Source organism: Zhongshania guokunii, assembly GCF_040892635.1.
Taxonomy (GTDB): domain Bacteria; phylum Pseudomonadota; class Gammaproteobacteria; order Pseudomonadales; family Spongiibacteraceae; genus Spongiibacter; species Spongiibacter guokunii.
In genome coordinates, this window is sequence record NZ_JBFRYA010000006.1 from 92,092 (window position 1) to 113,598 (window position 21,507).

The window sequence follows — 21,507 nt, forward strand, 5'->3', positions numbered from 1 at the left end:
AAATCTACTTTATGTTAAGCCCCGTATAAAACTTTGTTAGTGCGTCTTTAGTTGGCGCTTCGTTAACTTAGTTTCGATGGGAATATACGCATGAATTATTTTAGCTTAAAAGCAGGGCTCGTAATTTTGGCGGCCATGTTACTGAACAGCCACATTGTATTTGCCGCAGGCGCCGAAGCTAAAAAGACTTTATTTGTTGTCCAAGACTCCCAGTTTAGCGTAACCGGCAGTGATGAGCAGCTCAGTCAATCGGTAATTCAGCAATTGCAAAGCGATGCCAAATTGGCTGGTTATGTTCAAGTCAGTAACCGCAATGGTGCAATCAGTATTTCGGGGACGGTAGCGTCGGTGTCGATGATTTATCGCATAGTGGAGATCACCAAGGACTTGCCGGGCGTGCAAAGAGTGGATGTGAGTCAGCTCGATACCTGAGTGTTCAGTACACTTATGCCGTGAGGGTGTTGTGGTATTGATATGAATATAAGCGTGTTTTGCAGAGTATAGAGCTGAAGGCTGGGTGTGGTACAGGGTGGTGAACAAGCGGGGAGGTGTTCTTCCCCGCTTGCTGAATCGCCGTAATTAATACTGAGATTCTGGCATGGCAATAACGATGCCATCCATTTCGTCAGTGATAATAACCTGACAGCTCAAACGGCTAGTTTCTTGAGGCTCAAGCACGCAATCGAGCATGTCGGTTTCGGTGCTGTCGGCTGGACTTACTTTCGCTACCCAAGCTGGATCGATATAGCAATGGCAGGTCGCGCAGCTACAACAGCCGCCACATTCGCCCAAGATGCCGTCTATACCGTTGTCGACAGCGGCTTGCATAATACTGGTGCCAGTTTCGGCGTGGACTTCTTGGGTACTTCCGTCATGTGACTTATAAATAATTAAAGGCATGTTATTTCTTCTCGTATTTCGTATTAGTTAAAAGCGTCTTTGATTTCAATGGATTCGTCAGCGAGCTTCAATGGGTCTGCAGATTGGCCTGCAGTTAAAGCGCGCTTGCTCATCATGAACTCTTTCGGGCGATTGATTGCATCTACTGCAATCAAGTTACCCTCGCTGAAGTAGAACGCGGCAAAGCTGCGACCTTGCTCGCTATCACCGCGAATGACTACTTGATCAAAGCCTTGGGACAGACCTGCAATTTGCAGCTTTAGATCGTACTGATCTGACCAGAACCACGGCAGGGCACGGTAAACTTCCGGTTTGCCGCAAATAGCCTTGGCGGCTATTTTAGCTTGATCGGTGGCATTTTGTACTGATTCTAAACGCAGTTGACGTTTGTAAATTGGGTTGTAATGGTTGCTACAGTCACCGGCGGCAAAAATGTCACTGTCGTTGGTGGTTGCGAACTCATCAACCACAATACCGTTGTCGATAGTGAGGTCGGCGGCTTCTGCGAGTTCGACATTGGGTAGCACGCCAACGCCGATAATAACCAAGTCGGCCGGAATAGTGCTGCCATCGGCTAGGCGTACGCCTTCAACGTGTTGTTCGCCAGTAATGGCGTCAACACCAGCTTCGGTGCGAATATCGACACCTTCCTCGGTGTGGATTCGGGTGTAAAACGCCGATACTTCCGGTGCGGTTACGCGCTGTAAAACCCGCGACATGGCTTCGATAACGGTAACGTTCATGCCAATTTTGCGCAGTGATGCGGCGGTTTCAAGGCCGATATAGCCGCCGCCGATAATGACCGCTGATTTCCCAGGGCCAGTAAATTTGTGGGTTTGCTTAACATCGTTGAGGTCGCGCATATAAAATACCCCAGCCAGCTCGCTGCCAACAAAGGGGATTTTGCGCACGCGGGCACCGGTGGTGAGCACGAGTTTGGTATAGGGAATCTCAGCATCATCTTCGAGAATGATCTTTTTAGCGTCGCGATCAATGCGAGAAACTCGACTACCTAGCAGCAGGTCCACCTTGTTTTTGGTGTAGAAGTCGGCCGCGCGAATAAGTAGGTCCTCTTCGGTCTTTTCGCCGACAAAAAATGCTTTAGAGAGTGGTGGGCGGTGGTAGGGTAGGTAGGGCTCATCACCGACGATGGATATTTTTCCTTCCCAGCCTTCTTGGCGCAGGCTTGACACCAGTTGGGCGGCAGCATGACTGGCGCCGATTACAATGCAATGTTCACTCATATCTGTTTTCCAGGAGGTTCTTTTTTTTAATGTCATGTCAGCAGCATGACGCCTATTTTTTTTATCAGTCTGTTCGCCTCGGCAGTTGCATGATCAGGGCGAGTAAAACCGGAGCTGTATTGTCGGCGATTTTGCAGGCAATTGCATAGGCTTGGCGTATTAAATCGAGTTCAGTTTACAAATTTTTGACTGTCTTGATATTGTAAACAGGAAACGAAGCTAATTTTGCTGGGTTTGGCACCATTGTCGTGCATGGAAACCGCGTCAGCGGTGATAACAAGCCTCCTTTTTTGTTATCACCCTGTAACCAATTTTGCTTATTTGCCTTCGAATTTCGCTGCGCGTTTTTCTACAAAAGCCGCGACACCCTCGTCAAAATCGGTGGTTTGCCCGGCAATTTTTTGCAGTTCACGTTCACATTGGAGGCTGCTTTCCCAATCGGCATCCACTGCGGTCCACACTGCTTTGCGGATCAGGCTCAGCGCGATGGTCGGGCCTTTTGCAAAAGCGAGGGCCAGGTTAAAGGCTTCCTGCTCTAAGTCGGCGTCGGCGACGACGCGATTGATTAAACCCCATTCCAGCGCTTTTTCGGCTTTAAGCCGCTCGCCGGTTAGCATCAGTTCCATGGTGCGTACGCGGCCAATAGTGCGGCTTAAAAGGTGGGTGGCGCCGCCGTCGGGGACGAGTCCAATTTTAGAGAAAATCTGAATGAAGGCGGCGTTCTCGCTGGCAACCACCATGTCGCCGGCCAGCGCGAGGGACGCGCCAAAGCCTGCTGCACTGCCGCGCACGGCGGTGATCCAGGGAATTGGCAGGTTTTTCAATTTGAGCATAATTGGGTTTAGGTGACTTTCTAATACCAGCCCGATATCCCGCTCGCTGCGATTTTCCGGCGTTGGCGCAAGTGGGTTGCTGGGGTCTAGCGAAGCACCGGAGCAGAAGCCGCGGCCCGCGCCGCTAATGATAAGTGCGCGCGCATTATTGGCAATATGATCAATGGCAGTGTTTATCTCCTTCACCATGATTGGGGTGAGGGCATTGAGTGTTGCCGGTACATTTAGGGTGAGTATGCCGACCGACTCGCGGATCTCGACTGTTATTTCCTGAAAATTCATCTTTTATCCTTTAGCAATATCGTCATGGCGGCTTAGATCGCTCAGTAGTGCTGGCCCAGCCTTAAATGCCCCTAGTGTGGAGCAGACCGGTATTTTGCATGTCTTGGGCCTTGTGTGCCATCTATCGGCACTATAAAGACAGTTTTGGAGTTCGATTTTCCTGCTCTGCGGCCTCACGCGTTGGTTGTTAGCACTGCTTAGGTTAAGGCTTTGTGGCATTATAGTGCAGATTATTTGCCTGATAGCAGAGACCTTCACGGATGGAATCCTTTGGCCCAACCTCACACAGTTATTTCTCCCAGCGTTTGCGCATGCACTATGTCGACTGGGGCAACCCTGATGCGCCGCCCCTAATTTTATTGCACGGCGGGCGGGATCACTGCCGCAACTGGGACTGGGTGGCAGAGCATTTGCGAAAGGATTGGCACGTTATTGCCCCAGATTTACGCGGTCATGGTGACAGCGCTTGGTCGCCAGATGGCTATTACAGTCACGACGCTTACTTATGTGACCTAGATCAGCTCATCCAGCAAAAAAATCTTGGTCCAGCGACGATTATTGCGCACTCAATGGGGGGCACGGTCGCGGTGCGCTACGCGGCAGTGTATCCAGAAAAGGTAAAAAAACTGGTGTTGATCGAAGGCGTTGGTTTAGCGCCAGAGACTGTCGATGCGCAGCACAATATGCCTTTTGTCGAAAAAATGCGCGATTGGATAGCTTATCGTCACGGCTTGGCGGCGCGCACGCCGCGTCGTTACGCGTGTTTAGCTGACGCAATTCAGCGCATGCACAATGAGAACAAGCATCTTAGTGCCGAGCAGGCGCGGCATTTGACCATTCACGGTATTTCGCAGAACGAGGATGGTACTTATAGCTGGAAATTTGATAATTACAGCCGCCGCCTCAGTCCAATGGATATTGGTGAGGAGCAGTTGCGGGCTCTAATTGCCGAGGTTAAATGCCCGACCTTATTGGCTTGGGGCACGGAGACCTTTATGTCTGATCCTGTTGAAAATGGGCGCTTCGCGCACTTTCAAGATGCCCGTATTATCTATTATCAAGATGCTGGCCACTGGTTACACCACGATCAATTAGATGCCTTTATCGCGGATGTAAATGCGTTTATATAGTCTAGTGAGCCAAGCTCGTTGCATCGCACTGTCCTCAAACGAGTAACCAAGCCACCTTTATGCTTACCAAAGAACAGCAGCGCGTCACTCGCCATCGCCGCGGCCACGCCCGCGTTACCGCGGTGGCGGGCGCCGGTAAAACCACCACGATGGTGCGCTATGTATTAGAGCGCTTGCGCGATGGCATGGATCCGCGGCTGATTCGGGTGGTGATGTTTAACAAAGCCGCGCAAGAAGATTTTAGTCGTAAGTTGCGCGAGGCCGCCGGCGCCAATACCGCGCTGCCGCCGGTGCGCACTTTTCACGCCATGGGCCGAAATTTGGCCATGTCTCTAGCGAAAGAGGGACATTTGCCGGCGTTTGATCCCTCGCCACTTGGCGAAGCGCAGGCGCGCTTGGAAATGCTCAAGGCCCTGCAGGCCTCCGCGGGAACCAGCGTCCAGCGCAGCGCAATATACGACGAACAGCAGCAATGGCTAGACACCTTCGCAGGCTTTGTCGACTTGGCCAAGTCGACACTGGCGGAGCCAGAATCAAGCTTTATTGAAGGGGGCTATCCAGAGCAATATCAGCTTTTCATCGAGGCCTTTGCCCGGTTTGAGCAGTGGCGCAAACGGGCGGCGCGGGTCAGCTTTGCCGATTTTTTGTATGACCCCTGCCGAGTGATTGCCGCCGATCCCGAGTTGGCCGAGTTCTTAGCCAATCGGGTTGAATTGTTCGTTGTTGATGAGTTTCAAGATATCAATGACATCCAGTTTTTTATGCTTAAAACCTTGGCCGGTGAGCGCGCTCGGCTGCAGGTGGTTGGTGACGCGGATCAGTGTATTTACGAGTTTCGCGGCGCCAAACCCGAGTACATGCTCAATTATTTTGGCGACAGCTATCCCCATCAACACTATGAAATGTCGCGCACCTTTCGCTACGGCCACCAGTTAGCCCTAGCGGCTGCGCAGTTAATCAGCCACAACCAGCGGCGCGACCCCGTGTTGTGTATCAGTGCGGCGTCGGCAGCGCCCACCCATGTTGAGCTCTGCTTGCAATCCGCAGATGGCGCCGTCTTTGCGCAGGCCTGCGAGGCCGAGCGCGCGGCGGGTCATCGCTATAGCGATATGGTATTTTTGTGCCGTACTTGGGCGCAGGCGGCGCCGGTCGAGCTGGCCCTGCTTAAGCGGGGTATTCCCAATCGCGTGATGGGCGGCAGTCGAGTGCTCGAGCGCGGCGAAGTCAAAGTCTTAGTTACCTTAATCCGCTTAATGACGGGGCAGTTTTCGGACCTGGCGGCGGAGCCTGGCGCTGCTGTTGATGACGGTGACACACCTAGCCGCCTGCTGTTTGATTTACTGAAGTTCTGCGAGTTAAAAATTCGTCACGAGGTGTTGCGCGGATATGCGGAGCGCATTGCCGAGTTTGGCTTTACGGCCTTGCAGCGCTCCGAAGACAGCTTGTCGATTTATCAGGAAAAACGTCTGCAGCGCCTTGGTGAGGTGCTGAGCGATTTACAGGACGAGCATTTGGTTGGCCGCGGATTAAATCGCTTCATCGCTCAGCTCGACCTACTGACCTTAATGCGCGACAACGCGCTGAGCCAAGAAGACGGTGAAAACCGCGCGGCTACGGTGACGGCGTTTATTGAATTTGTGGCCCTACAAAAGGATCAAAGCCCAGCTGGGGTGCTGGGGATGTTGGCGGCGCTGAGTAATCACGGTGGGGCTGAAACCGCTGAGATTTTGCCGAGCGGACTCGCGAATATTGACGCAGTAACCATAACCACCATGCATCGCAGCAAGGGACTGGAGTGGCCGGTGGTGATGCTGCCGGGTTTAAGCGCCCATTACATGCCTTATCAGGCCGGTAATCGTCGCCGCCAGGAGCGCGACCAGATCGAGGCGGAGCGGCGCTTGATGTATGTTGCGATGACTCGCGCTATAGATGCCTTGTATTTATTCGCACCGGGCCTTGATGTTAAAAATGGCTGGTCAACCGAGCAACGGCCAGAATTACACCAATTGCCGAGCCCTTTTTTAGCAGAAATGAATTTGATCTTGGCGCAGCGGGTCGCGGAGCAGCTGCACGATGCCAAGAGCTCCTTTGACCTTGTTAAAGGCGGGGGCGCCAATGTAGCCGAACGCTATTTAGATGCTGTGGTCCCCGATTGGCAGTCGTCGAGCGCAGCTGTGGATATGAGCACCGGTACGCTTGGCACCGCTCGATTATTGCTGGGCACTTGGTGTAAACACGCTAGTTACGGCGATGGTCGCATTATTGAGCTTGATGAACAGGGCGTGTGTATACAATTTGGCAGTCAGCGTCGTTTCTTTCCGCACTTGCTTGCGCAACGTTTGCTGCAGCCAGTGCTGGCGCCAGAGTCTAAGTCGGTGAGTGATGGTTTGGCCGCGCGCGCGTATCGGGTGGGCGATATTCTGGAGCACCGTAAGTTTGGTCGCGGCGCTGTGCTGGCTGTCGATCAGCGCAATATTCAGCTGAAATTTAGCTCAGGGATGAAAACTTTCCGCTTGGCCTTATTCGAGGCAGATTACTTACATTGATTTTAATGCTGATACCGTCGCAACCATTTTGTCTGCTTGAGATGATGAGTTTTGATGGGTAGCTGAACCTCCCCGTGGGCCTACGGTCAGAAAGAGGTGCGGCAGCTTTGCGCACCTTCATTCTCGGAGGTGGATATGAGTATAAAATTGATTAGGTTTGGCGCCACACTATGCGTGCTGGCAAGTATTGTTGCGTGTTCTACCGTGAAGGAAGAGCGTGGCCTAGATGAGCGTTTAGCGGAGTCTGGTTATCGGCCGGGCGAGAGCGTCGATCGTATTAGCTCCTACCGAATTAGCGATTGGACCTACCTCGATGATCGCCATTTGATTTTTAGCAATGGAATTTCTGAACACTATATTTAGTGAGCTTAAATCGACCCTGTGCGGATTTGCGCGGCTCGCAAGAATTGGCATTTAAAACGCGGACTAATAGTCTGACTCGCTTTGATGATGTGCTGGTACCTAGCGACGGTTTACCGGTGCACTGCGGTATCGAGGCGATCTCGAAGGTGTACCGCAGCCAATAAGCGGCTATATCGAATTTGCGTTTAGTCCAACGCAATATCGGTAAAGGTGTCTAAGCACTGGTGGCGGGGGTGCTGGAGCATATCGCCCTCGCGCTGCAACCACGCGGTGTGCATGCCTGCTTCGGCGGCGGCATCCAGTTCTTCGACGATATCCGACAGAAATAAAATCTCTTCTGCGGGCAGGTCTAGGGCTTGCTGGATTTTCTGATAGGAGTTCGCTTCGCGCTTTGGCCCAGTTACCGTATCGAAATAGCCTTGGAATAAAGTTGTTAAATCCCCGCCCTCGTTAAAGCCGAAGAATAATTTTTGGGCGTAGACTGACCCTGAAGAATAGACATAAAGGGCTAAGCCCTGTTGATGCCATTTGTGTAGAGTGGCTAAGGCATCGGGGTAAATATGTGCTTTGTAATCGCCATTACGGTAGCCCTGCTCCCACACCAAGCCCTGTAGTGCTTTCAGTGGTGTGACTTTTTGGTCGCTGGCAATCCATTGCAGGAGCTGGGTAATTAAGGCTTCAGTATCGTCAGTGGCGAGCTTGGAGATGCGGGCGACTTCTTGTAAAGCGTCATCCACTGCAGGGATTGAGCGATTTTCCCGAATAAAGGTCGGTAGGTGCTTTGCGGCATACGGAAATAACACTTCGTGAACAAAATGAATTGAGCTGGTGGTGCCTTCAATATCGGTAACAATGGCCTTAATCACAATAGCTCCTCAGTTTACTGGCTGGCGGCAATACGGGATTCAATGCGCGAATAGTGCTCGGCAATGTCGCTGCCAGTGTAGTTGGCCACCCAGCCGTCGGGGTTGTTAAAAAACCGAATCGCAACAAGGTCGGGCTCGGGGCCTAAATCAAACCAATGTTGGGTGTTAGCGGGCACGCTCAATAAGTCGCCTTTTTCGCACAGTATTTCAAAAACCTGATCGCCAAGGTGCAGGGCAAATAAACCTTGGCCCTGCACAAAGAAACGTACCTCGTCTTCGCTGTGGGTATGTTCGGCCAAAAACTTTTGGCGGAGCGCGTCTTTTTGGGGGTTGTGGCGGTCAATGCTAATTACGTCGACACTCTGGTAACCCTGCTCATTAATAAGCCGCTGAACGTCGCTGGCGTAGGCCTTCAATACGCGTTCTTGGCTGTCGCCAGCCTGAATGTCGTCGCGGGTTTGCCATTGTTCAAAGCGAATACCGGCAGCGGCGAGTTCGGTCGTGATGGTGGCGGGGTCATTAGTTTGGGTGCGCGGTTGTTGGCTGTTGCTATCTGAGTAAACAGTGAGAGTGCTCATGGTGGCTCCTAGCGGCTGAGGCGCAATTGTTCGAGTTCGCATTGTAAAAGAAAGTCGAGGGCTTCGAGCTTGCGCAGGCAGGTGTCCAGATCGCTGCCCCAGCAATACACGCCGTGCCCGCGAATTAAATAGCCAGGGCAATTGGGGTGCTCGGCGAGATAGCTGTCTGCCTTGGCAGCCAGGGAGTCGATTTCTTGGGTATTGGCAAATATGGGGATGGTCACGCTGGTGGCGTGGGTATCGATGCCGGTAAAGGCTTTTAATAGTTCGTAATCGCTGAGCTTGAGCAGTGATTTACCTGCCATCGCCATCGATAAAACTGTTGCGGCGGGGGAGTGGCAGTGCAGTACTGCGCCAATCTCTGGGAAGCGGGCGTACAGCTGGGTGTGCAGGGCGGTTTCTGCCGAGGGCTTGCCGCTGCTAATTGGCTGGGCATTGAGGTCGACAGCGATGAAATCGGTGGGGCTAAGTCGGCCCTTGTGCTTGCCCGAGGCGGTGACGATGGCCGAGTCTGCATCTAACCGACAGGAGAAATTACCGCTGGTCGCCGGTACCCAACCGCGCTGGTAAAGGTCTTCGCCAGCGGCGGCCAAAGCGACGGCCTGGTGATAGAAAAGTTTGCTGTCGATCATAGCTTGCCTACCTTTACTGTTGCGCCGCCGCTTGCAAATGGGCCAGTACTTTGGCGCGGTCGGGTTGATGAATAATGCCGTGTTCGGTAACGATAGCATCGATTAAATCGGCTGGCGTTACGTCAAAAGCGGGATTGGCAATTGCCACATTTTCTGGCGCGATGCGCTGGCCAAAACTGTGACTGATCTCTTCGCTGGGCCGCTGTTCAATGGGGATTTGCGGGCCGTCTATGGTCGCGTCGAAGGTGCTGGTGGGCGCGGCAACCATCACTTTTACGCCGTGGTATTTGGCGATGATGGCTAAATTATAGGTGCCGATTTTATTGGCAGCGTCGCCATTGGCGGCCACTCGGTCGGCGCCGACAATTATCCAGCTGGGGCGCTGCTCGCGCATTAGGTGAGCGGCTGCACCTTCAATTGCCAAGGTTACCGGAATGCCGTCGCTCATCAACTCCCAGCTAGTGAGTCGTGCGCCCTGCAGCCACGGCCGGGTTTCGCCGGCAATAACGCCGCGAATATGGCCGTCGCGATGGGCCGAGCGAATCACACCCAGCGCAGTGCCATAGCCGCCGGTGGCGAGCGCGCCCGCGTTGCAGTGGGTGTACACAATGCTGTTTGCAGGAATTAAACTGGCGCCAAAATCGCCAATGCGCTGATTAATTTCGATGTCTTCGGCGTGAATCTGCTCGGCTAATTGGCATAGCGCGGTGACTAAATCGCGGCTGCCATGCTCTTCAATGGCGCGGTCACAGCGTTCTAAGGCCCAAAATAAATTAACCGCGGTGGGGCGGGAATCGGCGAGGGCCGCGCGCGCAGGCTGTAAAGCCTGCTTCCAGTCGGCGGCATTTGCCATGGGTTTATTTGCAAACTGCTGGGCAGCTAAGGCCATGCCGTAAGCGGCGGCAATGCCAATGGCTGGGGCGCCGCGAACCACCATGCTGCGAATGGCGTCGGCTACAGCCAGCGGCTCGCTATACGAGATATAGTCGATGCGATTGGGTAAAATGCGTTGATCGAGCAAGGCTAATTGATTTGCCGACCATTTAATTGCGCTGGGGCTTGTCACTTGGTGCCTCCGTTTTTCGGGGCGGCAATTATAAGGCAGAGCCGGCCGCGCTCCTAGGCGTTTGGCGCTGTGGATGTCAGAATGGCGGCTTAATGGGCAAATAATACACGGCGGAGACAGTAATGGCGGAATACGGAGTTTGGCTACTTGCGGCTAGTCTAGTGGTTTTGGTGCTGGCAGCAGTGGCAATCCGCCTGTTATGGCGTTTGCGTGAGCAGACCCAGCGCGAAAACAGGGAGCGCGCCGAGTATGAACGCGGTGCTGCGGAGCAGGGCCTTGAAGCGCGGCAGGGTATTTCGATTCTGGCTCGAAGCTACGTGGGCGGTCAGCTTGGTGCCAGCGAACTGGCATTGCGGGTTGCCGTTTTGGCAGAGACAGCGCAAGTCGAAGCAGCATTTGCTGACGATATCGCAGTTTTTACCGAAATGGCCGCGGCGCTGGCACATATCCCAACACATCGCGATTGGAAGGCTCTTAGCAGCGAGCAGCGGGCGACTTATAGTGCTGAGATGGCGCTACTAGAAGCAAGTTATAGCGACAAGATACACACTGCTGCTGGGCATCTTTGCACTCTACGTTAGGGAGACGAATGCACCAGAATAATAGGGTGTCCGCCTATTCAGCGTTTTTTTGCTGACGCATTAATTGATTTAAACCGTTAACCAAGTTCTGCTGAAATTGCAGTTGGGCCTCAAGCTGCTCGGGCTGCAATGGATCTACCCCAAAAATAGAGTGGTGCAGCGGTGCCAAGGTCACATAGCCTAAAATCATACAGTGAAAGGCCATCGCGGTGGGCACGTCAATCCAGCCTTTGTCTGGATTTTCGGCGGGGTCGCTGATCGAGGCGAAAAACTGGCGGTACCAGCGGTCACTCAATAAATCCAAGGTTTCGTCTTTGGCGAGGGTGGCGTGCTGAACAATGCGCGCGGTATTGGGCTTGCTCGCGAGTAATGACATAACTTGATAAATTTGCTGACGGGTGTCGGTAAAGTCGGCGTCGGTTGCCATGCCTTGGGTCGCTTCCGCCAGCGGCGTAAATAAGCGCTCACAAACCTGCTCGTAAATGGCAAATTTATTGCTGTAATGCTTGTAAATGCCGGGGCTGCTAATGCCAACCTGCGCGGCAATTTCACTCACAGAAGTTGCTGCAAAGCCCTGCTGGGCAAACAGGTTCTCGGCGATGTCGAGTATGCGTTGCTTGGTGTTGCGGCGGGTGGCCATTGTACTGTCCTTCTTATACAAATTTAGGTGAGCCGGTTTTGGCTCTAATAGGTGAACTACGCTTGAAGTATCTGCCAAACAAATGCAGTGGTTCCCGCTACGCTGGCGAGCAGCAAAAAAAATGCCTGCCAGCGGAAACCTTTGCTCAGCGATTCTGGTTCTGAGCAGGCAATCATATAGGGTTGTCGACGACTGGGCGAATAGCTGATGGTGTGTATTGGGTTTTGCGGCGCTTGTTTATTAATATCGCGCTGGGCTTTGCGCAGCGCTTCGGCGCGCACTAAATCCCATTCTTGAAGGTCTATTTCACCGTCGCCATTGCGATCGAAGCGCGTCACCAGCGTATCGTAATCTTGCTTCCATTCATTCAGTATTTCCGTCATTGCGCGCTGCTGTAATTCACTGTTGCTCGGTGGGTTACGGGTTTCGAATTGGCCAATGACGTAGAGCAGGTCGTCGGCACAGAGTATTTCTTCGGTATAGCGGTAGCGACTGCCAAATAAGCTGTGGCTGCTGGTAGTGCCGCTTGGGTGTCGCTCGCTGCCTTTCCACGTTTTTTTGCGCTGAGTACTGACGTCGGCGCGATCTGGGTAAACCACACAGTCGCCACTGCCATCATTAAGCATAAAGGGCTGGTCGCTGGTTTTGCGCTCCACGCTGCGCCAGCTGCTGTTTTTTCCCGAGGATTCGTAGCGCTCAATATTGTACTTATACCAAAGACAGGGGGTTTGGCTCAGGCCACTGAGCAGCATATTGCCGAGACCAGCTTTCGCGAAACCAATTAATTCCACATAGCCTTGGTGCGCTGAGCGAATTTTGGAGGTTGGTGTGTCTTCAATTACGCGGGCGGCCAGTAAGCTGCTGAGGCTGCCGTAGCCGCAGCCCAGCGCTATGGCGCCGCTGATGCCTAAGGCCAAGTAGTCGAGTGCCATGCTTATTTGCCGTGCTTAATCAAACAGGGATTTGACGTTGACGTCGCGCAGTTCTTCTTTTTTAAATTTAAGCAGATCGAAGGCTTTAAAACGGAACCAGCGGGCAATGATGACATCGGGAAATTGCTCGATGCGCACGTTGTTATTGTTGACCGCTTCATTGTAGACCTCGCGGCGATCGGCAATGGCATTTTCCAGCGCCGAAATGCGTTCTTGTAGCGCGGTAAAGCTGCTGTCTGCTTTTAGGTCTGGGTAATTTTCAGCCAGCGCAAACAGTTGACCCATGGCGGCGCGCATGCCCGTTTCGGCTTGGCCGAGGGCGACCATGTCGTGGTTGGACTGGGCGACGGAGACCTGCTGGCGGGCGGCAATGACTTTGGTTAGCGTCTCCTGCTCGTGCTTCATATACTGTTTGCAGGTTTCGATAAGCTTGGGCAGTTCGTCGTGGCGCTGCTTGAGTAGTACGTCAATGTTAGCGAGGTGTTTGCTTACGCTGTGCTTAAGACTCACAAGGCCGTTATAGAGCATGACAATATAAAAAATACTAAAAATAACAATGCCAAGGCTGATGATGAGACCGATTTCCATGTCTGGTTCCTTTGCTGATTTTAATTTTAGTACGGGGCGATTTAGGTCCCAGTGGCGATAGTTGTGGCAATAAATGTATTGCTCATATTAGTCTTAAAGACCTGCATCAAAGCGAATTGGCATTTTTTTAATGCCGTTAACAAAATAAGAGCGGATATATTCAATCTCGCCCGTGGGCTGAGCATTACGCAAGCGCGGAATCAGCTCTTCAAACATCACCAACAATTCTAGACGGGCCAGGTGCGAGCCTATGCAAAAATGTTGGCCAATGCCAAAGGAGCGCAATTGCTGGCCGAGTTTGGGCATGCGCTCGGCGCGGCGCACATCAAACTGCATGGCGTCGTCGCCAAATACCGCCTCGTCGTGATTGACGGCGTGGTAGTGCAAAATCACTTTGTCGCCAGCTTTAATGGCTTGTCCACCCAGCGCAATATCTTGAGTCGCGGTGCGGCGCATTTGCGTAAATGCGGTGTTGTAACGCAGTATTTCGTCAACCGCGGCGGCAATTTTGTCGGGGTTGGCGGCTAAATAGGCTAGTTGATCGGGGTGTTCCATGAGTAAGCGCATACCCTGCGACATTACCGTACGGGTCGATTCATTGCCGCCGACCAGTATTAAAATAAACATCCACGCAAAATCTTCTTCTGAAATCGGTACGCCGTCGACATCGCCATCTAGTAGGGTGCCGGTGATATTGTTCATTGGGTTAAGGCGGTGTTGCTCGGCAAGTTTTAAAGCGTAATTGATACACTCGCCAGCGGCGATTTGGCCGTCTTCTTCGCTGGTGGCCATGTCGGGGTCATCGGCGTAGATCATGGTGTTGGTCCACTCAAAGAACTGTTTGCGGTCAGTGAGGGGAACGCCAAGCAATTCGAGTATGGCAATCAGCGGTAATTCGGCGGCAACTTCTTCGACAAACTCACATTCACCGCGCGGGCTTACGGCGTCGATAATACGTTTGGCATGCACTCTAAAGGCGGCTTCATAAGTGTCGACCCGCTTGGGGGTGAAGGCTTCGTGTACGATGCGGCGGACTTTCTGGTGGCGTGGCGGGTCCATATTAATAATGGTATGGCTGAAAATGAAATCCACCATGTCTTGGGGGTGCTCCATGGGAAAGGAGCTGCGCAGCGCCGAGGAGAACAGCGCGGGGTTCTTGGAAACGTAGTCCAACTCCTTGTGGCCCACCACCGCCCAGTAAGGCACGCCGGTAATGGGGTCGTCCATTTTGAGCACGGGGCCAGCTTGGCGCAGCTGGCGTAGTAGTTCGTAGGGCATGCCCTTCGCATAAGTGTCGGGGTTTAGTAAGTTGGCAAAGGGGCATTCCGACATGATGGCGTCTCTGGGTTAAGTGGCTTAGTGTGAGCTTGCTGGTTATAGATCCTAATTACGGGTCCAGTCCGGCGCTGGCAGGCCCATGTTCTCTAAAAATACGGGGTTGAATAGCTTGCTTTTATAGCGGTCGCCGTAGTCGCACAGTATGGTCACAATGGTGTGGCCGGGGCCGAGTTTACGTGCTAATTGTACCGCCCCCGCAATATTGATTGCCGAGGAGCCGCCTAGACACAGGCCTTCGTGGCGCAGCATATTAAAGATATAAGGCAGTGCTTCGGCATCGCTAACCTCAAATGCTTCGTCAACGGCGGCAAGGCGTAAGTTGTCGGTTACCAGACTGATGCCGATGCCTTCGGCTATTGAGCGACCATCGCCACGCAATTCACCGTTGGTGAAATAATTGTAGAGCGATGAACCCTTGGGGTCGGCAATGCCAATGGTGATATTGGGCTTGTGGGCTTTTAAGGCGCGGCTAACGCCAGCCAAGGTGCCGCCGGTGCCCACAGCGCAAATAAAACCGTCAATTTCACCGCCGGTTTGCTGCCAGATTTCTTGGCCAGTGGTGCGTTCATGGATATCAGTATTCGCGGTATTGTCAAATTGGCGAGCCCATATCGCGCCATTGGGCTCAGTTTCATTGAGACTTTCAGCTAAGCGCCGCGCAGTGTGAATATAGTGGTTGGGATCGCTATAGCTAGTGGCGGGAACGAGGCGCAGGTCGGCGCCATAAAGATCGAGTAATTCAATCTTTTCGCGGCTTTGGCTGTAGGGCATGACCACCACGCTGCGATAGCCGAGGGCGTTGGCTATTAAGGTTAGGCCAATGCCGGTGTTGCCGGCGGTACCTTCAACAATGGTGCCGCCTGGGCGCAGCGTGCCCTTGGCTTCGGCGTCGCGAATGATGCCTAGTGCGGTTCGGTCTTTAACAGAACCGCCAGGGTTTAAAAATTCTGCTTTGCCCAGAATGGTACAGCCGGTGAGTTCGGACACCTGCTTAAGCAAGATTAGCGGGGTATCGCCAATAAGGTCGGGCATAGACTTAAATGTGGGCAACGACATGATTTACTCCGTTTTTTTACAAGTCTAATGGTATAGGTGGGGGGCGGCAGCGGCAATGCTAATTATTAGATGGTGCTATGCTAGGCAGTGCGTAATACTTTGCGCCGAATAAGAATGTATTGGGATGTCTATGTTGAAATTTATTCTGCGCTCTCTGGTGTGCGTGGTCTTTTTATTAGGTGGATTAGGTCACTTTTTTTTTGCCAGTGAATTTGCAGCCATTGTTCCGCCGTTGCTACCCTGGCCGATGTTGATTGTGTGGTTTACAGGCGTCGTGGAGCTGCTGATCGTGGTTGGCATGCTGTGGCCTAAACCGCGTGTGTTGGCGGGAAGGTTGGCGGCAATCTATTGCGTACTGGTGCTGCCTGCCAATATATACCAAGGACTAAGTGTTGACCCTAGCTCTGGCGTAGCGATGGGCCCAGAGTATTTGTGGTGGCGCATACCACTGCAGTTTGTATTAATTGCCGCTATATTGTGGTCGACAAATGATAATGCAGAGACCTTGATCCATGCTCGCAGTAGCGACGTATAAACAGTTAACAAGGGGTTTATAGATGGTAGAGCTTGCCGTTGAGCAAGTCCGCAGTGGCGAATTCTGGGCTGATTGCATGGACCAGATTGCCCGCGAGCGGGATAAAAACAGCTTTATGTTGCTGTTTGATTATTTTTCACCCCGAGTAAATGCCTATTTATTGGGTCAAGGGGCGGAGCCGTCGATGGCCGAGGATCTCACCCAAGAGGCCTTGTTGGCGCTGTGGAATAAGGCGCACTTGTACAACCGCGACAAGGCGGCGGTAAGTACTTGGTTGTTTCGGGTGGCCAGAAATTTGTGGATCGATCGCTTGCGTAAGCAGCGAGGAGTCGCCTATGAGTCGGACGAGAATTTAGCGGAAACCGTCGACGATGAAGTTCGCTTAAATGCCGATGGCGACCGCTTGAGGGCGGTGTTAGATACCCTGCCGCAAAATCAGGCGCAGGTGGTTTACAAGTCTTATTACGAAGGTAAAAGCCACAGTGAAATTGCTGAAGAAACGGGAATGCCACTGGGCAGCGTGAAATCAAGTTTGCGGCTGGCGATAAAAGCTTTCCGTCAGTATTTTGGAGAAGATGGCGTATGAGCCAGATTGAACATCATCCCACTCAAGAGACTTTGCTTAGCTATGCGGCTGGTTCGCTGCCTGCAAGCTTGGCGTTGGTTGTGGGCTGTCATTTGCAATATTGCCGGCAGTGCCGATCCGGTGTTAGCGCTGGTGAGGCGCTGGGAGCTGAGCTGATGGTGGCCTTGTCGCCACAGGCGCTATCTGACCGCGCGCGAGACAGCGTGTTTGCACGTTTAGATGAGCAGCAGGCTGGCGGTGAAATAGGGCGAGAACCTAAGTCGGTAATAGTGAATAGCATGGAAAGCTCAGTGCCACGTTTATTACAAGGGGTTCTGCAGCAAGATGATCTTGATGCTCTGCCGTGGAAGCGGACGATTGCTCCTGGCCTGAAACAGATTGTGCTTAACTGCGGTGAGGGTGACGTGCGCTTGCTGCGGATAAGCGCGGGTAAAAAAATGCCGGTACATGGGCACGGTGGTAGCGAGCTAACGATGATCCTACGTGGTGGTTACAGCGATAGCTTGGGCAAGTTTAATAGGGGGGATGTCGCTGATCTTGAGGTCGGAGTTGAGCATCAGCCGATGGCTGACAGTGATGAAGACTGTATTTGTCTGGCTGGTATGGATGCGCCGCTTGTGTTTAAAGGCTGGTTAGCGCGATTGATACAGCCGATTGTTGGGATGTAGTGCTTGGTGATACACATAAAAACGGCAGCTTCGGCTGCCGTTTTTATGTGTGAATACTATGTTGGATAGAGCAGGTAGCTAGTATTTTTTTACCTGCGCAGATCTTAATCTGCGCAGACTATGCGATTACGGCCTGAGCGCTTGGCGGTAAATAAGGCCTGGTCGGCGCGTTCAAAAAAAGTGTTTTGATTGGTGTCGCGGCCGCGATCATATTGAGCGATACCAATACTAACGGTGAGGTCAATGCTGACGTCGTCCCCTACTAAGGTCGGCTGAAACTGGATAGCGGAGCGCACTCGCTCGGCGACACCCCAAGCTTCATTCTGATCGGTGGCGGGGAGTAAAATCACGAATTCTTCACCACCGTAGCGGCCAACTTGATCGTACTCGCGCAGATTTGTATTTAGGATATTTACCACGTGTTTTAGGGCGACGTCACCTGCCGCGTGGCCGTAGGTGTCGTTGACGACTTTAAAGTGGTCTATGTCGACAACCATAATAGAAAACGGACTGCGCTTGCGGGCGGACTCGGCGATGCTGGTGGTAAATAGTTCGTCAATCATGCGCCGATTCCAGCACTGAGTCAGGGCGTCTCGGGAGGCGAGCTGATTCAATGTTTGCTCTAGGCGAACGATTCGGCTGCCGGCAGCAATGCGAACTTTGAGTACACGGTGGTCAAAGGGTTTGTTTAGGAAATCGTCGGCGCCGGCTTCCATGGCTTCAATTATGGCTTCATTACCTTCTTTGCCGGTGAGCATCAGAATGTAAAAGAACTGACCGTCTTCACGCTTGCGAATGGTTTTGCACAGCTCTGGGCCGCTCATGCCAGGCATCGACCAGTCGATAATAAGTAGATGCGGCGCAGTATCAACTTCAAGCTTCTTTAACGCTTTCTCGCCATTTTCGGCGAGGATGGGCACAAAACCCCACTCTTCTAGTGCGGCACTAAGCGCGAGTCGGGTTACTGCGTCATCGTCGACAATCAGTACATCCATAGAGAGTTATAGTCCTGCCATCTGCTTTAGTTCTGTACTCAGCGTGTCTAGCTTGTCTTTCGCAGTAAGCCAATTTGCCCGCCATTGCTGCGCATCTGCTTCTAGTGCACTTTTTTCTAGTGCACTGATTTCTTGATAATAGCTGGTATTTGCAAAGTTGCCGAGGGCGCTTTTAAGTCGGTGTACGGCATTGGATAAGGCTTTTGGGTCACCCTGTTCCATTTGGAGTTCAATACTATCAATCATAGCAGGAAGCTCGCTTAGAAACAGTTGCGATATAGCGGTAATAAGACTGGCCTTGTTCCGTGTAATATCCTGAACGCGTTGCGGATCCAGTATCATATCTTCCTTGTGCCTATACAGATGATCGGGGCGTGATATCGGATATTATACCATTTTCCCAGAACTTTCAGTCTGATATGGAATATCGCCCCGCAGGGGGAGTGTTTGCTAGGCTGTAGATTTTGTGATCAATTGCTTAAGGCGGTCACGCACAGTGCTAGGGCGACGCCTATCGCAACCATGGGGAGGACGCCAATACTAAGCTGGGTAGCCGATGCGGTAGCGACGAGCAGTGCGATGTTACCAATAAGTGGGATGCTAATATTGATGCTATTTGCGTTGCTCATAGTTCCTCCGGCCTAGCTGGGTGAATCATATTGTTAGTCTGAAACTGGTATGTGAAGTTCATTTTAGCGACATCACGTGTGGCTACGATTCGAGCTTATACTTACAGAATGGGTATATATGCATATACGGTGATCGTAATTGGGCGGTTTGGCGGTGGAGTGGAAATGTGCTTGAGATGAACTTCTGGAGCGGTCGAGAGTGTTAGATGCGAGTGGTTTGGCTGAACTTAACCCGTGGTTGGTGTTGCTATTGCTTGTCGTGGGCGTGGTGGCTGGCTTTATCAATACCTTGGCTGGCGGCGGCTCGAATTTGACCCTGCCAGCGCTGATGGTAATGGGCTTGCCCGCCGATGTGGCTAATGCCACCAACCGAGTCGGGGTATTGATGCAATCGCTGAGTGGGGTGCGGGATTTTGATCGCCACGGCCAATTGGCGCGGGATGATATTTGGGGGGTATTAAAGCCAGTTTTAATTGGCTCGGTGTTTGGTGCGGTGGCAGCCGCGTTTGCGCCGGTCGAGTTTTTGAAGCCCGCTCTGTTGTTGGCGATGGTGACAATGGCCCTAATTATCCTCGTTAAGCCCAGTGTGGTGGCGCCACCCTTGGGTACCCCTGCCAAACGGGTTGAAGAAAGTCCTAAGGCGATTTGGGGTTTGTTCTTTGCTGGGGTTTATGGCGGCTTTGTGCAAGCGGGTGTGGGTTTTGTATTAATTGCCGCCTTAGCGGGTGGTTTGCGTTACGACTTAGTGAAGACCAGTGCTTTAAAAATGCTGTGTACGGCGGCGTTAACGGTTGCGGCCTTGGCTGTGTTTGTTTGGCAGGGGCTGGTGGCTTGGCTGCCCGGTATTATTCTTGCCTGCGGCTCGGTTGTCGGCGCAAAAATTGGTGTACGTATAGCCTTAAAGGCGAGTCAGCGCGGCTTGAAATGGTTTTTGTTTGTTATGACGCTGGTGGCGAGCCTCTTCGCCTTGCTCAAAGATTAAGGAGTTTAGGGTTTCAATAGCGGATGATTGGACGGCTTTTGTACGCGGGGCAGCGCTAAGTTGGCTTAGGTCTGCATTTTCACATTCAGGGCTTGCTATAATAGCGCTCTAATTCTTCGTAATTGTTAACAGGCAGGGTGCTAAGAATTCATCGTGTTGTTTAAGTCATAGTATTACCCAAGCCATCGCGGCGTAGTTGAGCAGTTAATATGATTAGTCTTTCCAGCCATCTCATCATCCCTAGTGATGAGCTAGATATTAGCGCGATCCGGGCTACGGGTTCCGGCGGGCAAAATGTCAATAAAGTGTCTACCGCTATTCATCTGCGCTTTGATGTGGTGAATTCTTCGCTGCCCGATTTTTATAAGCAGCGTTTGCTCAATTTAAGCGATCAGCGGATAACCTCCGATGGTGTGATAGTCATCAAGGCTCAGAGCCACCGCACCCAAGAGAAAAACCGCCAAGAAGCCTTAGATCGCCTGAAGGACTTGATCTTGGCTGCCACGGTGATAAAAAAGAGTCGCCGCCCAACTAGGCCAACCAAGGGCTCGCAATTGCGACGAGTTGACAAAAAAGTTAAGCGTGGGCGAACTAAGTCGTTGCGGGGCAAGCCTGTACTATAAAACTTGGCCGTTGCTTGGCTGTAGTAACGTGCGGATATTTCAAACACTGCAAAAAATTCCCTGTATAGTCTACATCAGCATATTGCTGCTAGATGTGCGCGATATATGCGCCACATAGGTGATTAAGGTATTGTTTTTGTAATAAAATACTTTGGATAAGCTCAGAGCATAGCTTCGCTCAGTAAAGCTAATTATTGAAAAGAGGTAGGCAGGTGGCAAAGGAAAAGAAAGCAGCTAATAACGGCACCGAAGTGAAGGTGCGAGCTAAGCGAATGTCGCCGGCGGCTAGGCGCCAGCAAATATTGTTGTGCGCGGTAGATGTGTTTGCCACTCAAGGTATAGAAAAATCGACTCATGCCGATATTGCCAAACTTGCTGGTGTTGCCAGTCCAACCGTATTTCATTATTTTCCGACAATGGAAGATTTGCAATCAGCTGTTATCAAGGAAGTGCGTCGCTTCCTGTTAGAAGGCTTTGTATTAGTGCGTACGCATGTTGATTTACCCGCACATGAGCGTATTGAAGACATGCTGAATTCGTTCGCACAAGCAGTGGATACCCATCGCAGCTATATCACTATTTGGTTGGAGTGGAGCGGTTTTACCAAGGGCTTTATTTGGGAGCTGTATCAGGAATTCTATACTGCGACAGTGTTGGCGCTGCGCAAACTACTATTAGAGGGCCGTGCTGACAATTCAATATCACCAAATTTGCAAGCCGCCGACGCCGCCAGAGTAGTGCTGGGTATGGCGCATACGATCGCGCATATGCGCTTTTGTGGCAGCGCGCCGAAAACTGTTCACAAAACTATTCACTCTTTGGTTTCCGGTTATATCGCCCCTTAATTTCTTTGACCTTAGCTGTTGTGTTTGCGCGGGCGCTGTTAAGTACGTCTAGCGCTTAACGGTGCGCTA

Annotated in this window: 27 protein-coding genes; 12 read left to right on the forward strand and 15 right to left on the reverse strand. The window is 52.1% G+C overall.

Going from position 1 to position 21,507, the window contains the following annotated elements; translation table 11 throughout:
- Window positions 1–90: 90 nt before the first annotated feature.
- Entirely contained in the window at window positions 91–432 is a 342-nt protein-coding gene (locus AB4876_RS08455) for a BON domain-containing protein (RefSeq protein WP_368381207.1), read from the forward strand.
- A 147-nt stretch (window positions 433–579) separates the two neighbouring features.
- On the opposite strand, the gene AB4876_RS08460 is transcribed toward AB4876_RS08455, so the two are convergent.
- From AB4876_RS08460 to AB4876_RS08470, 3 genes are all read right to left on the reverse strand, one after another.
- On the reverse strand, window positions 580–900 hold the full coding sequence (locus AB4876_RS08460; RefSeq protein WP_368381208.1) for a 2Fe-2S iron-sulfur cluster-binding protein: 321 nt from the start codon (window positions 898–900) through the stop codon (window positions 580–582).
- A gap of 23 nt (window positions 901–923) precedes the next feature.
- A complete protein-coding gene (locus tag AB4876_RS08465) occupies window positions 924–2,144 on the reverse strand; it encodes an NAD(P)/FAD-dependent oxidoreductase (protein WP_368381209.1) in 1,221 nt (406 codons plus the stop codon).
- A 317-nt stretch (window positions 2,145–2,461) separates the two neighbouring features.
- The gene (locus AB4876_RS08470) at window positions 2,462–3,259 is read right to left on the reverse strand and encodes an enoyl-CoA hydratase-related protein (RefSeq protein WP_368381210.1); all 798 of its coding nucleotides are present in this window, start codon (window positions 3,257–3,259) and stop codon (window positions 2,462–2,464) included.
- Window positions 3,260–3,519: 260 nt separating this feature from the next.
- Between AB4876_RS08470 and AB4876_RS08475 the strand changes: the two genes are divergently transcribed.
- The 4 genes from AB4876_RS08475 (at window position 3,520) to AB4876_RS08490 (ending at window position 7,462) form a co-directional block, all read left to right on the forward strand.
- Window positions 3,520–4,389 (forward strand): alpha/beta fold hydrolase, encoded by an 870-nt coding sequence (locus AB4876_RS08475; RefSeq protein WP_368381211.1) that lies wholly within the window; start codon window positions 3,520–3,522, stop codon window positions 4,387–4,389.
- Window positions 4,390–4,448: 59 nt separating this feature from the next.
- Window positions 4,449–6,935, forward strand: a complete 2,487-nt coding sequence (locus tag AB4876_RS08480) for an ATP-dependent helicase (RefSeq protein ID WP_368381212.1) — start codon at window positions 4,449–4,451, stop codon at window positions 6,933–6,935.
- Window positions 6,936–7,070: 135 nt separating this feature from the next.
- Window positions 7,071–7,298, forward strand: coding sequence for a DUF6491 family protein (locus AB4876_RS08485; RefSeq protein WP_368381213.1), 228 nt, complete (start codon window positions 7,071–7,073; stop codon window positions 7,296–7,298).
- The gene (locus tag AB4876_RS08490) at window positions 7,298–7,462 is read left to right on the forward strand and encodes a DUF6491 family protein (protein WP_368381214.1); all 165 of its coding nucleotides are present in this window, start codon (window positions 7,298–7,300) and stop codon (window positions 7,460–7,462) included. Before AB4876_RS08485 ends, AB4876_RS08490 begins: the two co-directional genes overlap by 1 nt.
- A 21-nt stretch (window positions 7,463–7,483) precedes the next feature.
- Here AB4876_RS08490 and mtnC read toward each other — a convergent pair whose 3' ends face one another.
- From mtnC to mtnA, 4 genes are read right to left on the reverse strand one after another with little or no spacing between them, the layout of a single operon-like run.
- On the reverse strand, window positions 7,484–8,164 hold the full coding sequence (gene mtnC / locus AB4876_RS08495; protein ID WP_368381215.1) for an acireductone synthase: 681 nt from the start codon (window positions 8,162–8,164) through the stop codon (window positions 7,484–7,486).
- A 14-nt stretch (window positions 8,165–8,178) separates the two neighbouring features.
- Window positions 8,179–8,742, reverse strand: a complete 564-nt coding sequence (locus AB4876_RS08500) for a 1,2-dihydroxy-3-keto-5-methylthiopentene dioxygenase (protein WP_368381216.1) — start codon at window positions 8,740–8,742, stop codon at window positions 8,179–8,181.
- Window positions 8,743–8,750: 8 nt separating this feature from the next.
- Window positions 8,751–9,374, reverse strand: coding sequence for a methylthioribulose 1-phosphate dehydratase (locus AB4876_RS08505; RefSeq protein WP_368381217.1), 624 nt, complete (start codon window positions 9,372–9,374; stop codon window positions 8,751–8,753).
- Between the two features lie 13 nt (window positions 9,375–9,387).
- Complete coding sequence (mtnA, locus tag AB4876_RS08510) at window positions 9,388–10,440, reverse strand: S-methyl-5-thioribose-1-phosphate isomerase (protein WP_368381218.1); 1,053 nt, start codon at window positions 10,438–10,440, stop codon at window positions 9,388–9,390.
- 122 nt (window positions 10,441–10,562) lie between these two features.
- Here mtnA and AB4876_RS08515 point away from each other — a divergent pair, with 122 nt between their 5' ends.
- Window positions 10,563–11,021 carry a DUF2489 domain-containing protein gene (locus tag AB4876_RS08515; RefSeq protein ID WP_368381219.1) on the forward strand — a complete coding sequence of 153 codons (459 nt, stop codon included), beginning with the start codon at window positions 10,563–10,565 and terminating at the stop codon, window positions 11,019–11,021.
- 34 nt (window positions 11,022–11,055) lie between these two features.
- On the opposite strand, the gene AB4876_RS08520 is transcribed toward AB4876_RS08515, so the two are convergent.
- The 5 genes from AB4876_RS08520 to AB4876_RS08540 form a co-directional block, all read right to left on the reverse strand.
- Entirely contained in the window at window positions 11,056–11,661 is a 606-nt protein-coding gene (locus tag AB4876_RS08520; protein ID WP_368381220.1) for a TetR/AcrR family transcriptional regulator, read from the reverse strand.
- A 56-nt stretch (window positions 11,662–11,717) separates the two neighbouring features.
- Window positions 11,718–12,593: a GIDE domain-containing protein gene (locus AB4876_RS08525; RefSeq protein WP_368381221.1), complete on the reverse strand. Its 876-nt coding sequence runs from the start codon at window positions 12,591–12,593 to the stop codon at window positions 11,718–11,720.
- A gap of 15 nt (window positions 12,594–12,608) precedes the next feature.
- Window positions 12,609–13,181, reverse strand: a complete 573-nt coding sequence (locus tag AB4876_RS08530) for a LemA family protein (RefSeq protein WP_368381223.1) — start codon at window positions 13,179–13,181, stop codon at window positions 12,609–12,611.
- A gap of 93 nt (window positions 13,182–13,274) precedes the next feature.
- Entirely contained in the window at window positions 13,275–14,513 is a 1,239-nt protein-coding gene (locus tag AB4876_RS08535) for a cytochrome P450 (protein ID WP_368381224.1), read from the reverse strand.
- A gap of 51 nt (window positions 14,514–14,564) precedes the next feature.
- The gene (locus AB4876_RS08540) at window positions 14,565–15,575 is read right to left on the reverse strand and encodes a cysteine synthase A (RefSeq protein ID WP_368381225.1); all 1,011 of its coding nucleotides are present in this window, start codon (window positions 15,573–15,575) and stop codon (window positions 14,565–14,567) included.
- Between the two features lie 130 nt (window positions 15,576–15,705).
- On the opposite strand from AB4876_RS08540, the gene AB4876_RS08545 reads away from it, so the two are divergent.
- From AB4876_RS08545 to AB4876_RS08555, 3 genes are read left to right on the forward strand one after another with little or no spacing between them, the layout of a single operon-like run.
- Window positions 15,706–16,110: a DoxX family protein gene (locus AB4876_RS08545; RefSeq protein ID WP_368381226.1), complete on the forward strand. Its 405-nt coding sequence runs from the start codon at window positions 15,706–15,708 to the stop codon at window positions 16,108–16,110.
- A gap of 22 nt (window positions 16,111–16,132) precedes the next feature.
- Entirely contained in the window at window positions 16,133–16,696 is a 564-nt protein-coding gene (locus AB4876_RS08550) for a sigma-70 family RNA polymerase sigma factor (protein WP_368381227.1), read from the forward strand.
- Window positions 16,693–17,364: a ChrR family anti-sigma-E factor gene (locus AB4876_RS08555; protein WP_368381228.1), complete on the forward strand. Its 672-nt coding sequence runs from the start codon at window positions 16,693–16,695 to the stop codon at window positions 17,362–17,364. Before AB4876_RS08550 ends, AB4876_RS08555 begins: the two co-directional genes overlap by 4 nt.
- Before the next feature lie 104 nt (window positions 17,365–17,468).
- Here AB4876_RS08555 and AB4876_RS08560 read toward each other — a convergent pair whose 3' ends face one another.
- From AB4876_RS08560 to AB4876_RS08570, 3 genes are all read right to left on the reverse strand, one after another.
- Window positions 17,469–18,359, reverse strand: a complete 891-nt coding sequence (locus AB4876_RS08560) for a GGDEF domain-containing response regulator (RefSeq protein WP_368381229.1) — start codon at window positions 18,357–18,359, stop codon at window positions 17,469–17,471.
- 6 nt (window positions 18,360–18,365) lie between these two features.
- Window positions 18,366–18,701, reverse strand: a complete 336-nt coding sequence (locus AB4876_RS08565; protein WP_368381230.1) for an Hpt domain-containing protein — start codon at window positions 18,699–18,701, stop codon at window positions 18,366–18,368.
- 128 nt (window positions 18,702–18,829) lie between these two features.
- The gene (locus AB4876_RS08570; protein ID WP_368381231.1) at window positions 18,830–18,988 is read right to left on the reverse strand and encodes a hypothetical protein; all 159 of its coding nucleotides are present in this window, start codon (window positions 18,986–18,988) and stop codon (window positions 18,830–18,832) included.
- 199 nt (window positions 18,989–19,187) lie between these two features.
- Between AB4876_RS08570 and AB4876_RS08575 the strand changes: the two genes are divergently transcribed.
- From AB4876_RS08575 to AB4876_RS08585, 3 genes are all read left to right on the forward strand, one after another.
- Window positions 19,188–19,970: a sulfite exporter TauE/SafE family protein gene (locus tag AB4876_RS08575; RefSeq protein ID WP_368381232.1), complete on the forward strand. Its 783-nt coding sequence runs from the start codon at window positions 19,188–19,190 to the stop codon at window positions 19,968–19,970.
- 209 nt (window positions 19,971–20,179) lie between these two features.
- Window positions 20,180–20,593, forward strand: coding sequence for an alternative ribosome rescue aminoacyl-tRNA hydrolase ArfB (arfB, locus tag AB4876_RS08580; RefSeq protein WP_368381233.1), 414 nt, complete (start codon window positions 20,180–20,182; stop codon window positions 20,591–20,593).
- A gap of 212 nt (window positions 20,594–20,805) precedes the next feature.
- Window positions 20,806–21,438: a TetR/AcrR family transcriptional regulator gene (locus AB4876_RS08585; RefSeq protein ID WP_368381234.1), complete on the forward strand. Its 633-nt coding sequence runs from the start codon at window positions 20,806–20,808 to the stop codon at window positions 21,436–21,438.
- Window positions 21,439–21,507: the final 69 nt, after the last annotated feature.